The 14,832-nt window shown below is 67.1% G+C and carries 10 protein-coding genes; 1 reads left to right on the top strand and 9 read right to left on the bottom strand.

Features of this window, described 5'->3' with window-relative positions:
* Positions 1 to 2: 2 nt before the first annotated feature.
* On the top strand, positions 3 to 1,262 hold the full coding sequence (locus tag HEP85_RS23620; protein ID WP_168529627.1) for a M48 family metalloprotease: 1,260 nt from the start codon (positions 3 to 5) through the stop codon (positions 1,260 to 1,262).
* 57 nt (positions 1,263 to 1,319) lie between these two features.
* Here HEP85_RS23620 and HEP85_RS23615 read toward each other — a convergent pair whose 3' ends face one another.
* The 9 genes from HEP85_RS23615 to rplK form a co-directional block, all read right to left on the bottom strand.
* Positions 1,320 to 1,853, bottom strand: a complete 534-nt coding sequence (locus HEP85_RS23615) for a DUF1707 and DUF4190 domain-containing protein (protein WP_248002048.1) — start codon at positions 1,851 to 1,853, stop codon at positions 1,320 to 1,322.
* A 162-nt stretch (positions 1,854 to 2,015) separates the two neighbouring features.
* Entirely contained in the window at positions 2,016 to 5,915 is a 3,900-nt protein-coding gene (locus tag HEP85_RS23610; RefSeq protein ID WP_168529625.1) for a DNA-directed RNA polymerase subunit beta', read from the bottom strand.
* Between the two features lie 111 nt (positions 5,916 to 6,026).
* A complete protein-coding gene (rpoB, locus tag HEP85_RS23605) occupies positions 6,027 to 9,512 on the bottom strand; it encodes a DNA-directed RNA polymerase subunit beta (RefSeq protein WP_168529623.1) in 3,486 nt (1,161 codons plus the stop codon).
* A 638-nt stretch (positions 9,513 to 10,150) separates the two neighbouring features.
* Entirely contained in the window at positions 10,151 to 10,531 is a 381-nt protein-coding gene (gene rplL / locus HEP85_RS23600; protein WP_168529621.1) for a 50S ribosomal protein L7/L12, read from the bottom strand.
* A gap of 109 nt (positions 10,532 to 10,640) precedes the next feature.
* On the bottom strand, positions 10,641 to 11,171 hold the full coding sequence (gene rplJ / locus HEP85_RS23595) for a 50S ribosomal protein L10 (protein WP_164373166.1): 531 nt from the start codon (positions 11,169 to 11,171) through the stop codon (positions 10,641 to 10,643).
* A gap of 291 nt (positions 11,172 to 11,462) precedes the next feature.
* Positions 11,463 to 12,296, bottom strand: coding sequence for a DUF1396 domain-containing protein (locus HEP85_RS23590; protein ID WP_168533940.1), 834 nt, complete (start codon positions 12,294 to 12,296; stop codon positions 11,463 to 11,465).
* Positions 12,297 to 12,416: 120 nt separating this feature from the next.
* Complete coding sequence (locus HEP85_RS23585) at positions 12,417 to 13,316, bottom strand: hypothetical protein (RefSeq protein WP_168529619.1); 900 nt, start codon at positions 13,314 to 13,316, stop codon at positions 12,417 to 12,419.
* Between the two features lie 167 nt (positions 13,317 to 13,483).
* Positions 13,484 to 14,209, bottom strand: coding sequence for a 50S ribosomal protein L1 (gene rplA, locus HEP85_RS23580; protein ID WP_067367164.1), 726 nt, complete (start codon positions 14,207 to 14,209; stop codon positions 13,484 to 13,486).
* Between the two features lie 105 nt (positions 14,210 to 14,314).
* The gene (gene rplK / locus HEP85_RS23575) at positions 14,315 to 14,749 is read right to left on the bottom strand and encodes a 50S ribosomal protein L11 (protein WP_019072313.1); all 435 of its coding nucleotides are present in this window, start codon (positions 14,747 to 14,749) and stop codon (positions 14,315 to 14,317) included.
* Positions 14,750 to 14,832: the final 83 nt, after the last annotated feature.

Raw genomic sequence — 14,832 nt, 5'->3', positions numbered from 1 at the left:
TCGTGACCCAGCCACCGTCCTCACCACCGGAGTACCCCCAGTACCCCGCGCCACCCCAGTCCCCAGTGCCCCCGCCCTACCCGGGACAACAGCCCCCGCCCTATCCCGGTGAACGGCCCCCGCCCTATCCCGGCGAACAGCCCCCCGCGTATCCGGGTCAACAACCCCCGTCGTATCCAGGCCAACACTCGCAGGCCCCGCACCACCCACAACCCCCGCGATACCCGCAGGCCGCCGCACCCCCGTCCCAGCCCGCGTACCCGCACGCCGCCACACCCCCGGCCCCGCCCCTCTCCCCCGGCGACCCCGCCCACCCGCACCACATCAGCACCGACCACGGCCGCGTCCACATCCGCAGTCAGCAGCGCCGCACCGACTCAACGGCTGTCGGCAATCTGCTGCTCCACCTGCCGAACTTCCTCTGCAGCCTGTTCGTCGTCGGCCTGTTCTCCGCCTTCTTCGGCGACCTCGGGTTCCTCGTGGTCCTCGCCTGGCTGGCCAGCGGCGCTCTGGTGTTCCACCGGCCCACGGAAAGCGCCATCGCGCGCCGTCTGCTCCGCCTGCGCTACCCCACGCCGCAAGAACGAGCCAAACTCGAACCGGTCTGGCACGAGGTCACCGCACGCGCCGGTGTCGAGGGCCGTACCTACGAACTGTGGGTGGAGGACAGCGACGGCCTGAACGCGGTCGCCGCCGCCGGCCACATCGTCGGCGTCACCCGCTTCGCCATGAACCATCTCCCCAACGGGGAACTCGCCGCGGTCCTCGCGCACGAACTGGGCCACCACGTCGGCGGCCACGCCTGGTCATCCCTGCTCGGCTACTGGTACGCGCTGCCCGGCCGGCTCGCCTGGCGGGTCCTGCGCGGGTTCGCGAGCATCGTCTTCAAGGTGTCGCGCGCGTTCTCCTGCTTCGGGGCCGCGTTCGTGGTGCTGGTCCTCGGCGGCCTCGCCCTGGCGACGGTCAGCACCCTGTACGGACTTCCGCTGCTCGTCCTGGCCGTGCCGTACGCCCTCGCCGCCGTCGGGCGCCGGGCCGAACTCCGCGCCGACGAGCACGCCGCTGCCCTCGGCTTCGCCCCGATGCTGGCCGCCGTCCTGCACAAGCTGCACCAGCAGGAGCAGTACGAGACGGCCGCGCTCACCGCCCGCAACGGAGGGGTGGCACCGCGGGAGAGCTCGCTCAGCAAGCTGCTCTCGTCCCACCCGGACCACTACACACGGCTGCACCACCTCCAGCCGTATCTCCAGCCACCCGGCTGACGACACCGGGGCGGCCCGAATCACCGGCCGCCCCGCCGACGCCCGGAGGCCGGCCGTTCAGCCCCCGGCCGCCACCGCCGCGATCATGGCCAGCATCAGGAACAGCGCCCAGCCCGCGACCGACAGCCAGCCCAGTACGAGACCGGTCATCGCGAGGCCATCACCGCTCTCCCCGGTACGGCGCATCTCCGAGCGCGCCGAGTGTCCCAGGACCACCGCGGGGATGCCGGTGGCGCCGAGCGTCACCACGGTGAGCAGGCCGCAGACCATGGCGCCGACCGCCTTCCCGTTGGTCATCGGCCGCGGCGCGGGCAGGAACGTCTGCGGGACGACGGCCCCGGGTCCGGCCGTCATCGGTACGGGACCCTGCGGCAGGTCGCCGACGAGCACGGCCAGCTCACCCACCGTCCGGGCCGCGTACGCCCGCGCCACTCGTTTCTCGAACTCGGCCTGCTCCAGGCGGCCTTCGCCGAAGCCGGCTCTCAGCACATCCACCGCCCGCTCCCGGTCGGCGTGCGACGCGAGCATCGACGGCCCGCCCTGCCCCTGCCCCTGCCCCTGCCACGGCTGCCACGGCGTCGGGTACGACACGGAATGCCTCCCCCCAGACGGATTCCTCCATCATGCTCCGACGCGGCATTTCCGGCACGGGTTCCGCATGACGTCCGTACGGCGGTACGGACGTCGCGGAACCGGAGAACGCCGACGGGCGGCCACCCACGAAGGGTGACCGCCCGTCAGTTGACTTACGCCTTACTGGTTGTACGGACCGTAGTCGTAGTCCTCCAGCGGAACGGCCTGGCCGGAGCCCGTGCCGAACGGCGAGTAGTCGATGTCGTCGTAACCGACGGCCGAGTACATCGCGGCCTTGGCCTCTTCGGTCGGCTCGACCCGGATGTTGCGGTAGCGGGACAGACCCGTACCGGCCGGGATGAGCTTACCGATGATGACGTTCTCCTTGAGGCCGATCAGGGAGTCGGACTTGGCGTTGATCGCCGCGTCCGTCAGAACCCTGGTCGTCTCCTGGAAGGACGCCGCCGACAGCCACGACTCGGTCGCCAGCGAGGCCTTGGTGATACCCATCAGCTGCGGACGGCCGGAGGCCGGGTGGCCGCCTTCCTGCACCACACGACGGTTCTCGGTCTCGAACTTCGAACGCTCGACCAGCTCGCCGGGCAGCAGCTCCGCGTCGCCCGACTCGATGATCGTCACGCGGCGCAGCATCTGCCGGATGATGATCTCGATGTGCTTGTCGTGGATCGACACACCCTGCGAGTTGTAGACCTTCTGGACCTCGCCGACCAGGTGGACCTGGACCGCGCGCTGACCGAGGATCCGCAGCACGTCGTGCGGGTTGGTGGCACCGAAGGTGAGCTTCTGGCCCACCTCGACGTGGTCACCCTCACGCACCATGACCTTGGCACGCTTCGAGATCGGGAACGCCGTCTCGTCGCTGCCGTCGTCCGGGGTGACGACGATCTTCTTGGTCTTCTCGGTCTCCTCGATACGGATGCGGCCGGCCGCCTCCGAGATCGGGGCGACACCCTTGGGCGTACGAGCCTCGAAGAGCTCGACGACACGGGGCAGACCCTGGGTGATGTCGTCACCGGCCACACCACCGGTGTGGAAGGTACGCATCGTCAGCTGGGTACCGGGCTCACCGATGGACTGGGCGGCGATGATGCCGACCGCCTCACCGATGTCGACCAGCTTGCCGGTGGCCAGCGAACGGCCGTAGCACATGGCGCAGGTACCGACGGCGGACTCGCAGGTCAGGACCGAGCGGGTCTTGACCTCCTCGATGCCGTGCTTGACCAGCTCGTCGATGAGGACGTCGCCGAGGTCGGTGTTGGCCGGGGCCAGCACCTTGCCGTCGACGGTGATGTCCTCGGCCAGCGCACGGGCGTACACGCTGGTCTCGACGTTCTCCGCCTTGCGCAGCACGCCGTCCGCGCCGCGCTCCGCGATGTGCAGCTTGAGGCCACGGTCGGTGCCGCAGTCCTCCTCGCGGATGATGACGTCCTGGGAGACGTCGACCAGACGACGGGTGAGGTAACCCGAGTCGGCGGTACGCAGAGCGGTGTCCGCCAGACCCTTACGAGCACCGTGGGTCGAGATGAAGTACTCCAGCACCGACAGGCCCTCACGGAAGGAGGCCTTGATCGGACGCGGGATCGTCTCGTTCTTGGCGTTCGACACCAGACCACGCATACCGGCGATCTGACGCATCTGCATCATGTTTCCTCGGGCACCCGAGTCAACCATCATGAAGATGGGGTTCGTCTTCGGGAAGTTCGCGTTCATCGCCTCGGCGACCTCGTTGGTCGCCTTGGTCCAGATCGCGATGAGCTCCTGCGTGCGCTCGTCCTTGGTGATCAGACCACGCTCGTACTGCTTCTGGACCTTCTCGTCCTGCGCCTCGTAGCCCTTGACGATCTCCTTCTTCGCCTCGGGAACGACGATGTCGGAGATGGCCACGGTGACGCCGGAGCGGGTGCCCCAGTAGAAGCCCGCCGCCTTCAGGTTGTCGAGCGTCGCCGCCACGATGACCTTGGGGTAGCGCTCGGCCAGGTCGTTGACGATCTCGCCGAGCTGCTTCTTGCCCACCGAGTAGTCGACGAACGGGTAGTCCTCGGGCAGCAGCTCGTTGAAGAGCGCACGGCCCAGGGTCGTACGGAGACGGAAGGTGTCACCCTGCTGCCACTCGGGCTCGCCCTCCTCCTGCGCCGGCGGGGTCCAGCCGCGCGGCGGGATGGTGCCCACCGGGAAGCGGATGTCGACGGCCGACTGGAGAGCGAGCTCCCCGGCGTCGAACGCCATCGTCGCCTCGGCGGTCGAGCCGAAGGCACGGCCCTCGCCCTTGACGTCGCGCAGCTCGCCGTCCGTGGTCAGGAAGAACAGACCGAGGACCATGTCCTGGGTCGGCATCGTGACCGGGCGGCCGTCGGCGGGCTTGAGGATGTTGTTCGAGGACAGCATCAGGATGCGGGCCTCGGCCTGCGCCTCCGCGGAGAGCGGCAGGTGGACGGCCATCTGGTCACCGTCGAAGTCCGCGTTGAACGCGGTGCAGACGAGCGGGTGGATCTGGATGGCCTTGCCCTCGACCAGCTGCGGCTCGAAGGCCTGGATGCCGAGGCGGTGCAGCGTCGGCGCACGGTTCAGCAGAACCGGGTGCTCGGCGATGACCTCTTCCAGGACGTCGTACACGACCGTGCGGCCGCGCTCGACCATCCGCTTGGCGCTCTTGATGTTCTGCGCGTGGTTCAGGTCGACCAGGCGCTTCATCACGAACGGCTTGAAGAGCTCCAGCGCCATCGCCTTCGGCAGACCGCACTGGTGCAGCTTCAGCTGCGGACCGACGACGATCACGGAACGCGCGGAGTAGTCCACACGCTTGCCGAGCAGGTTCTGACGGAATCGACCCTGCTTGCCCTTGAGCATGTCGGAGAGCGACTTCAGCGGACGGTTGCCGGGGCCCGTGACCGGGCGACCACGACGGCCGTTGTCGAAGAGCGCGTCGACGGCCTCCTGGAGCATGCGCTTCTCGTTGTTCACGATGATCTCGGGGGCACCGAGGTCGAGAAGGCGCTTCAGACGGTTGTTGCGGTTGATCACGCGGCGGTACAGGTCGTTCAGGTCGGAGGTCGCGAAGCGGCCACCGTCCAGCTGCACCATCGGACGCAGGTCCGGCGGGATGACCGGCACGCAGTCGAGCACCATGCCCTTGGGGCTGTTGCTGGTCTGCAGGAACGCGGAGACGACCTTGAGGCGCTTGAGCGCTCGGGTCTTCTTCTGGCCCTTGCCGGTGCGGATGATCTCGCGGAGGCGCTCGGCCTCCTCGTCGAGGTCGAAGGACTCCAGGCGCTTCTGCAGCGCCGCGGCACCCATCGAACCGTCGAAGTACGTGCCGAAGCGGTCACGCAGCTCGCGGTAGAGGAGCTCGTCGCCCTCCAGGTCCTGGACCTTGAGGTTCTTGAAGCGGGTCCACACCTCGTCGAGACGGTCGATCTCGCGCTGCGCACGGTCGCGCAGCTGCTTCATCTCGCGCTCGGCACCCTCGCGCACCTTGCGGCGCACGTCGGCCTTGGCACCCTCGGCCTCCAGCTCGGCCAGGTCGGTCTCGAGCTTCTTGGCGCGGGCTTCCAGGTCGGCGTCGCGGCGGTTCTCGATCTGCTGACGCTCGACGGAGACGTGCGCCTCCAGCGAGGGCAGGTCGCGGGTGCGGCGCTCCTCGTCGACGAACGTGATCATGTACGCGGCGAAGTAGATGACCTTCTCGAGGTCCTTCGGGGCGAGGTCGAGCAGGTAGCCCAGACGCGACGGGACGCCCTTGAAGTACCAGATGTGGGTGACGGGAGCGGCCAGCTCGATGTGGCCCATCCGCTCACGGCGCACCTTGGCGCGAGTGACCTCGACGCCACAGCGCTCACAGATGATGCCCTTGAAGCGGACGCGCTTGTACTTGCCGCAGTAGCACTCCCAGTCCCGGGTCGGACCGAAGATCTTCTCGCAGAAGAGTCCGTCCTTTTCGGGCTTGAGGGTGCGGTAGTTGATGGTCTCGGGCTTCTTGACCTCGCCGTGGCTCCACTGACGGATGTCGTCAGCGGTGGCCAGACCGATCCGGAGCTCATCGAAGAAGTTGACGTCGAGCACTATGCGTCAATCCCTCTCAGGGTTGTAAGTCATGGGGTCTGATACGGGGGTCCTGGGGCCGGCCGGGGGCTCATCGAAGTTCATCGTCGAGCCCCCGTGTCCGGACTCCCGTCAGACCTCTTCGACGCTGCTCGGCTCGCGCCGGGACAGGTCGATGCCGAGCTCCTCCGCCGCGCGGAAGACGTCCTCGTCGGTGTCACGCATTTCGATGGACATACCGTCGCTGGACAGCACCTCCACGTTGAGGCAGAGAGACTGCATCTCCTTGATGAGCACCTTGAAGGACTCGGGGATGCCGGGCTCGGGGATGTTCTCGCCCTTGACGATGGCCTCGTAGACCTTCACGCGACCGGTCACGTCGTCGGACTTGATGGTCAGCAGCTCCTGGAGGGCGTAAGCGGCGCCGTACGCCTCCAGCGCCCACACCTCCATCTCACCGAAGCGCTGGCCACCGAACTGGGCCTTACCACCCAGCGGCTGCTGGGTGATCATCGAGTACGGACCGGTCGAGCGGGCGTGCAGCTTGTCGTCGACCAGGTGGTGGAGCTTGAGGATGTACATGTAGCCGACCGAGATCGGCTCCGGGAACGGCTCGCCGGAGCGGCCGTCGAACAGCGGCGCCTTGCCGGTCGGGAGCACCATGCGCTCGCCGTCACGGTTCGGGATCGTGTGGTTCAGCAGACCGGCCAGCTCGTCCTCACGCGCACCGTCGAAGACGGGGGTGGCGACGTTGGTACCGGGGGCGACCACGTCGGCCTCGATGGCCTGCAGACGCTGCGCCCAGTCCTCCCCGAGGCCGGAGACGTCCCAGCCGCGGCTGGCGAGCCAGCCGAGGTGGATCTCCAGGACCTGTCCCGGGTTCATTCGGGACGGGACACCGAGGGGGTTGAGGATGATGTCGACCGGGGTGCCGTCCTCCAGGAACGGCATGTCCTCGATCGGCAGGATCTTCGAGATGACGCCCTTGTTGCCGTGGCGGCCGGCGAGCTTGTCACCGTCCGTGATCTTGCGCTTCTGCGCCACGTAGACACGAACCAGCTGGTTCACGCCCGGCGGCAGCTCGTCGCCCTCTTCACGGTCGAAGACGCGGACGCCGATGACCTTGCCGATCTCGCCGTGCGGCACCTTCAGCGAGGTGTCGCGCACCTCGCGCGCCTTCTCACCGAAGATCGCGCGGAGCAGGCGCTCCTCGGGGGTCAGCTCGGTCTCACCCTTGGGCGTGACCTTGCCGACGAGGATGTCGCCGGCGACGACCTCGGCACCGATACGGATGATGCCGCGCTCGTCGAGGTCGGCGAGGACCTCCTCGGAGACGTTCGGGATGTCCCGGGTGATCTCCTCGGGGCCGAGCTTGGTGTCACGGGCGTCGACCTCGTGCTCCTCGATGTGGATCGAGGAGAGGACGTCGTCCTGCACGAGGCGCTGCGACAGGATGATCGCGTCCTCGTAGTTGTGACCCTCCCACGGCATGAACGCCACGAGCAGGTTCTTGCCGAGCGCCATCTCGCCGTTCTCGGTCGCCGGGCCGTCGGCCAGTACCTGGCCGGCGACGACCCGGGCGCCCTCGTCCACGACAACCTTCTGGTTGACGGACGTGCCCTGGTTGGAGCGGGAGAACTTGTGCAGGCGGTACGTGGTGTACGTGCCGTCGTCGTTGGCGGTGGTGACGTAGTCCGCGGAGACCTCCTGGACCACACCGTCCTTCTCCGACTTGAGCACGTCGCCGGCGTCGACGGCGCAGCGGTACTCCATGCCGGTGCCGACGAGCGGCGCCTCGGACTTGATGAGCGGAACGGCCTGGCGCATCATGTTCGCGCCCATGAGGGCACGGTTGGCGTCGTCGTGCTCCAGGAACGGGATCATCGCGGTCGCGACCGACACCATCTGGCGCGGCGAGACGTCCATGTAGTCGACGTCCTCACCGGGGACGTAGTCGACCTCTCCGCCACGACGGCGGACCAGGACGCGGGACTCCTCGAAGCGGAGCTCGTCGGTCAGCGGCGCGTTGGCCTGCGCGATGACGAACCGGTCCTCTTCGTCGGCCGTCAGGTAGTCGACGTCGTCGGTGACGACACCGCCCGTGACCTTGCGGTACGGGGTCTCGACGAAACCGAACGCGTTGACCCGGCCGTAGGAGGCGAGCGAGCCGATCAGACCGATGTTCGGGCCTTCAGGCGTCTCGATCGGGCACATGCGGCCGTAGTGCGAGGGGTGCACGTCACGGACCTCGAAGCCGGCCCGCTCACGGGAGAGACCACCCGGGCCGAGCGCCGACAGACGGCGCTTGTGGGTGAGACCCGACAGCGGGTTGTTCTGGTCCATGAACTGCGACAGCTGGCTGGTGCCGAAGAACTCCTTGATGGAGGCGACGACCGGCCGGATGTTGATCAGGGTCTGCGGCGTGATCGCCTCGACGTCCTGGGTCGTCATGCGCTCGCGCACGACGCGCTCCATACGAGCCAGACCCGTGCGGACCTGGTTCTGGATGAGCTCGCCGACGTTGCGCAGACGACGGTTGCCGAAGTGGTCGATGTCGTCGGTCTCGACGACGATCGAGGTGCCGTTGTTACCAACGGTCTCGGTCTCACCGGCGTGCAGCTTCACCAGGTACTTGATCGACGAGATGATGTCCTCGACGGTCAGGATGCCGGCGTCCAGCGGGGCTTCGCCGCCCAGCTTCTTGTTGACCTTGTACCGGCCGACCTTGGCGAGGTCGTAGCGCTTCGGGTTGAAGTAGAGGTTCTCCAGAAGCGTCTGCGCGGCCTCACGGGTCGGCGGCTCGCCCGGACGCAGCTTGCGGTAGATGTCGAGCAGCGCGTCGTCCTGGCCCTGGGTGTGGTCCTTCTCCAGGGTGGCGCGCATGGACTCGTACTCGCCGAACTCCTCGAGGATCTGCTCGGTGGTCCAGCCGAGAGCCTTCAGGAGAACGGTGACGGACTGCTTGCGCTTGCGGTCGATGCGGACACCGACCATGTCGCGCTTGTCGATCTCCATCTCCAGCCAGGCGCCCCGGGACGGGATGACCTTGGCGGAGAAGATGTCCTTGTCGGACGTCTTGTCGATGGAGGAGTCGAAGTAGACGCCCGGCGAGCGGACCAGCTGGGACACCACGACACGCTCGGTGCCGTTGATGACGAAGGTGCCCTTGTTGGTCATGAGCGGGAAGTCGCCCATGAAGACCGTCTGGGACTTGATCTCGCCGGTCTCGTTGTTGGTGAACTCGGCGGTGACGAAGAGCGGGGCCGCGTACGTGAAGTCGCGGTCCTTGCACTCGTCGATGGAGTTCTTCGGGGGCTCGAAGCGGTGGTCGCGGAACGTCAGCGACATCGACCCGGAGAAGTCCTCGATCGGGGAGATCTCCTCGAAGATCTCCTCCAGACCGGACTTCGTGGGGACGTCCTGTCCGCTGTCCAGAGCCGCCTCGACACGAGCCTTCCACGCTTCGTTTCCGAGCAGCCAGTCGAAGCTCTCGGTTTGCAGCGCAAGAAGGTTCGGAACCTCGAGGGGCTCCTTGATCTTTGCAAAGGAGATGCGCAGCGGGGCGGTGCTGGCGCCGTTGTTCGTATTCGCGGTCGAGGCAGTGCGCGAGGCGGCCAAGAGGGGGTCCTTCCGAGGGCTCGGACTCACTACGCGCGTACCGGCCCCCCACAGGGGCACAGAGACAGACTGTTCCCGACTCAGCCTAAAAGGCCAGGTCAGAGATAATCCGGTCGTCGGTGCTCAAGCGAGGGCATGCCCCTGGTGACGGGCAGGAGGCAGCTAACAGGCAGCGCAAAGGGTCAGTGTAGCCACTAGGCCCACTGATGTCCAGTCCCGGTTTTCTGAGACCCTCGTTGTCGTCAACACCTGCGGCAAGCCACGCCCTCAATGCACATCGATACTGCCCTCTTCGTCGCCGATCCATGCCTCGGATCCGGATCGTTGTGACGACGCGTCCTGAGAATTGCGCGCTGCGTGCCGTTCGTCAAGGCCCCCCATGCCCAAAGCAAGTGCCGCGATCGTCACGTGCAACCTGTCTTGCAGCCCGTCTTGCAGCCCGTCACGGGCTCGGCCGGAGGCACAACGAAGATCACCATACTCGTCGCGAACCACAGTGCAAGGCAGCCGCTGCCGGACCCCATGAACGCCGAAGAGCGACCACCCAGTTGGGTGATCGCTCCTCGGTGCGTCAGCGTTACAGCGCCACGCGGGCGACTGTGACAGCTCGCGAGGGAGCCCTCAGCGGGCTCCTGGGACTACTTGACCTCGACGGAGGCGCCGGCGCCCTTGAGGGACTCGGCAGCCTTCTCGGCGGCCTCCTTGGCGACCTTCTCGAGGACGGGCTTCGGAGCGCCGTCGACGAGGTCCTTGGCCTCCTTCAGGCCCAGCGAGGTCAGCTCACGCACGACCTTGATGACCTGGATCTTCTTCTCGCCGGCACCCGTGAGGATGACGTCGAACTCGTCCTGCTCCTCCGCGGCCTCGACGGCGGCGGGGCCGGCCGGACCGGCAACGGCGACCGCGGCGGCGGCGGTGACGTCGAACTTCTCCTCGAAGGCCTTCACGAACTCGGAGAGCTCGATGAGGGTGAGGTTCTCGAACTGCGCGAGCAGCTCTTCCTGGGACAGCTTCGCCATGATGGCGTCCTTCCACTTATTCGGCAGGTGCCGGATGTACTGGTGAGGCGGGCGTACGTTCGGCCCGCTGCGACCGTCGCCTCAGGCGGCGGTCAATGCGCGAGCCGAATTACTCGGCACCGCCCTGCTCGGCCTGCTTGGCACGAAGCGCCTCCGCGGTGCGGACGAACTTCGAGGGAAGCGCCTGGAAGAGCTGAGCAGTCTGCGTCTGCTTGCCCTTGAAGGCACCCGCCAGCTTGGCGAGCAGAACCTCGCGGGACTCGAGGTCCGCAAGCTTCTTGATCTCGTCGGCGGACAGCGCCTTGCCGTCAAGGACACCGCCCTTGATGACGAGGTTGGGGTTGTCCTTGGCGAAGTCACGAAGACCCTTCGCCGACGTCACCGGGTCACCGGTGATGAAGGCGACCGCCGTCGGACCGTTGAACAGGTCGTCGAGCGTGGAGATCCCGGCCTCGTTGGCCGCAATCTTGGTCAGCGTGTTCTTCACCACGGCGTACTGGGCGTCTTCACCGAGCGAACGGCGCAGCGTCTTGAGCTGCGCCACGGTGAGACCCCGGTACTCGGTCAGCACAGCGGCGTTCGAGCTGCGGAACTGGTCCGCGAGCTCGGCTACCGCGGCAGCCTTGTCGGGCCTTGCCATAGAGCGTCGGCCTCCTTCCGGGTGATGAGGACCGCTCGGAAGGGGCTGGGCAAACGAAACGCCCCGGCGCAGGCGCACGGGGCGTAGCTCGACCGGTATGTCCGCAAGCTGGGCAAGCGAACTCCGGGAGCGTATCCACGGTCACCTACGCGGGTCGTCCGCAGTTTCAGCGGATCCTTCGGCCACCCTGCCCTCTTGCGAGCGCAAAGCAACGACCAGCGGTCTTTGGCTTCTGGGGAACAGTACGTGAAGGGCGCACTGTCAAGCAAATCCGCTCGACAGCGCCCGGGTTCAGCCCGCCTGGGCGTCCTTCATCATCGCGGCCAGGTCGACGGTGTCCTTGGCCGGCGGGGCCTTCACCGTCACCGGCTTGTTGTAGTCCAGGAAGGTCAGGGTCACGTCGAACGGGCCCTTGTCGGCGGCGGCGCGCACCCGCACCTGCTTGGTGTGGTCGTCCGGTCCGATCCACATGTCCATCGTGAGCTTGTCGGCGCCCAGGTCCTCGTACTGCTTCAGGCTCTTCTCGCGCTTCTCCCGCGTCGCCTTGTCCTCGTCCTTGAGGCTCGCGCGGAGGTCGTCGAGGGTGACGGTGCCCTTGTAGTGCGTGGTCGATACGCCGTCGACCTTCTCGGTGCCGACCTTCTTCACGTCCTTGGACCCGGTCAGGTAGGTGGACTCCTGGGACGGGTCCTGGCCGGCCTGGCTCGGCAGCTTGCCTGCGCCGGGGCCTCCGGCCGCACCGGAGAGGTCGAACTTCATCCAGCTCTTGCCGTCCAGCTCCTTGGCCACGGCCTGTCCGCCGCCCAGGTACATCGCCTTGTCGACGACCCGGATCTCCATCCTGCCGTCGGCGCCCTGGTCGAGCGCGTTCATCTTCATGCTCATGGCCAGCGGCTTCATGCTCATCGCGGCCTCGGCCTCGACCCGGCCGGTCTCCGGGACCTTGCCGGTCATCCGGTAGGTGAGGGACGTGATGGCCTCGGTGTTCTTGGCCGCCGCGGCGACGGCCGCGGCGGGCGTCATCTTCGGCGACTCGTCACTCTTCGCACAGGCGACGGCACCGCCTCCGAGGACCAGGGCGGCGAGCGCCGCCCCCGTAGCGCCACGACGCACGGAACCACGCACAGAAAACATCAGGATCCCCCCAGGGAACACATGAACGATTCACAGATTTGATGCGAGCGTAGCCCAGGGGGGTGCGAGTGGTCTTCCGAATTCTTTTGGCTTTCTTGAACCTCGGCGGCCTCAGCCCGCGGCACCCTGCGTCTTCAGCAGGTCCTTGAAGTCGGCCGTGTCGCTCGCCGGGGGCGCCTGGCTGGAGACCTTCACCCCGTAGTCGGTGTAGTACGTGGTCGAGGACATCGTGCCGGTCGAGAGGTCGCCCTTGGAGACGGCCTTGACCAGCAGGTCGTCGCCGTCGACCCAGATGTCGACGTCCTCCGTCGTGATGCCGGCCTGCGTGAACTGCTTCTTCAGGTCGGCGAGCTGGCCCGCGGAGAGGTGCGAGCTCCTCGCGGCGAGGTCCGAGACGTCGACCGTGCCCGCGTAGTGCGTGGTCTGCTTGCCGCGGACCTTCTCCTCGCCGACCTTCTTCACGTCACCGGAGGCCAGCAGGAGCTTCACCGACTGGTTCGGCGAGCTGTTCTGCATCTGGTCCTTGAGGAGGGCTCCGGAGCCGCCCCCGAGCTTCGCCAGGTCGTCGTACCCGTACCGGATCCAGTGCTTGCCGCCGGCCTGCCGGGCGAAGGTCTCGCCCATCTTCGCGTAGTAGGCGTCGGACAGATAGCGGGCCTGCATGGACGTCACGCCCGCCTTGCGCATGGTGTCGGCCATCGTGCCGCCGGTGTAGGTGATCGTCATGTCGCCGGTGAGTCCGTCGCCCCAGCCCATGACGCCGTCCGACTTCATGGACATCAGCGTGCCCATGGTCGTCGTCGACTCGACCTTGGCCGAGTCCGCGCCGTCGGTGGACTTCTCGGCGGACTGAAGCGCCGCTATGGGGCTGACGCGGGTCGGGCTCTTGTGAGCCGCCTTGTCGTCCTTGCCGCTTCCCCCCGACGAGCCCGAGGAGCAAGCGGCCACTGTCGTCAGCGCGCTCACCAGAGCGATCGCGAGGGTCACGCGGCGCACGGTCGTGCTCTTCATCTGTCCCCACCCCTATGCAGATCCTGAGAGCTGCACGCTAGCGCAGCCCACTGACACCCGTATCTGAATATGTGTCCAGGAATGGGGACGGGCCCCGCACCTCGAAAGGTTGCGGGGCCCGTACCAAGAACGCGTATGCGACGCGGTCACCGGGGTGAGCGGAGGGCTCAGACGGCGGCCGGGTCCTCCTCGACGAGGAGGTTGCGGGTGCGGTTCGGGTCGACGGGAACGCCGGGGCCGATCGTGGTGCTGATCGCGGCCTTCTTGATGTAGCGACCCTTGGCGGCCGACGGCTTCAGACGAAGGATCTCGTCGAGCGCGGCGCCGTAGTTCTCCACCAGCTTGGCCTCTTCGAAGGAGGTCTTGCCGATGATGAAGTGGAGGTTCGAGTGCTTGTCGACGCGGAACTCGATCTTGCCGCCCTTGATCTCGGTCACGGCCTTGGCCACGTCCGGGGTCACGGTGCCGGTCTTCGGGTTCGGCATCAGACCACGCGGGCCGAGGACACGGCCGAGGCGGCCGACCTTGCCCATGAGGTCCGGGGTGGCGACGACGGCGTCGAAGTCCAGACGGCCCTTCGACACCTCGTCGATGAGCTCGTCGGAGCCGACGATGTCGGCGCCCGCGGCGAGTGCGGCCTCGGCACGGTCACCGGTCGCGAAGACCAGGACCCGGGCGGTCTTACCGGTGCCGTGCGGGAGGTTCACGGTGCCACGGACCATCTGGTCGGCCTTGCGCGGGTCGACACCCAGACGGAAGGCGACCTCGACGGTGCCGTCGAACTTGCTCGTGGAGGTCTCCTTGGCGAGACGGACGGCCTCGAGCGGGGCGTAGAGCTTCTCCCGGTCGATCTTGGCGTCCGCAGCGCGGAGAGACTTGCTGCGCTTGCTCACTACTGCTCCTGATGTGTTCTGAGGAGGCGTGGTGCGGGCCGAGCAGGCCCTGCCACGGTCGTTCTCGATGTGCGGCTCGCGCCGCGTGTCCTACGAAGGTGGGCGTCAGCCCTCGACCGTGATGCCCATGGAACGGGCGGTGCCGGCGATGATCTTCGACGCGGCGTCCAGGTCGTTGGCGTTCAGGTCGGGAAGCTTGGTCGTGGCGATCTCACGGACCTGCGCCTGGGTGATCTTGGCGACCTTGGTCTTGTGCGGCTCGCCCGAGCCCTTCTCGACACCAGCGGCCTTGAGGATCATCTTCGCGGCCGGCGGAGTCTTGGTGACGAAGGTGAAGGAGCGGTCTTCGTAGACCGTGATCTCCACCGGGATCACCCAGCCACGCTGCGACTCGGTCGCGGCGTTGTAGGCCTTGCAGAACTCCATGATGTTGACGCCGTGCTGACCGAGCGCGGGGCCGACCGGCGGGGCCGGGTTCGCCGCACCGGCGTTGATCTGGAGCTTGATAAGCCCCGTGACCTTCTTCTTCTTGGGAGGCATGTGCTCTCTCCGGGTCCTAGTGAGAGTTTTCAGCTTCCGTCCGGTTCATCCGGATGGAGGCATACCGCACAACGATAACGGGT

The sequence above is a fragment of the Streptomyces sp. RPA4-2 genome, from assembly GCF_012273515.2.
Lineage (GTDB): Bacteria > Actinomycetota > Actinomycetes > Streptomycetales > Streptomycetaceae > Streptomyces > Streptomyces kaempferi.
This window is presented reverse-complemented; position numbering and strand designations above follow the sequence as displayed.

Excerpts from the sequence above, each read along its gene's own strand:
- rplK (WP_019072313.1), bottom strand. The coding sequence starts at position 14,749 with ATGCCTCCCAAGAAGAAGAAGGTCACGGGGCTTATCAAGCTCCAGATC.
- rplL (WP_168529621.1), bottom strand. The coding sequence starts at position 10,531 with ATGGCGAAGCTGTCCCAGGAAGAGCTGCTCGCGCAGTTCGAGAACCTC.
- rplJ (WP_164373166.1), bottom strand. The coding sequence starts at position 11,171 with ATGGCAAGGCCCGACAAGGCTGCCGCGGTAGCCGAGCTCGCGGACCAG.
- HEP85_RS23585 (WP_168529619.1), bottom strand. The coding sequence starts at position 13,316 with ATGAAGAGCACGACCGTGCGCCGCGTGACCCTCGCGATCGCTCTGGTG.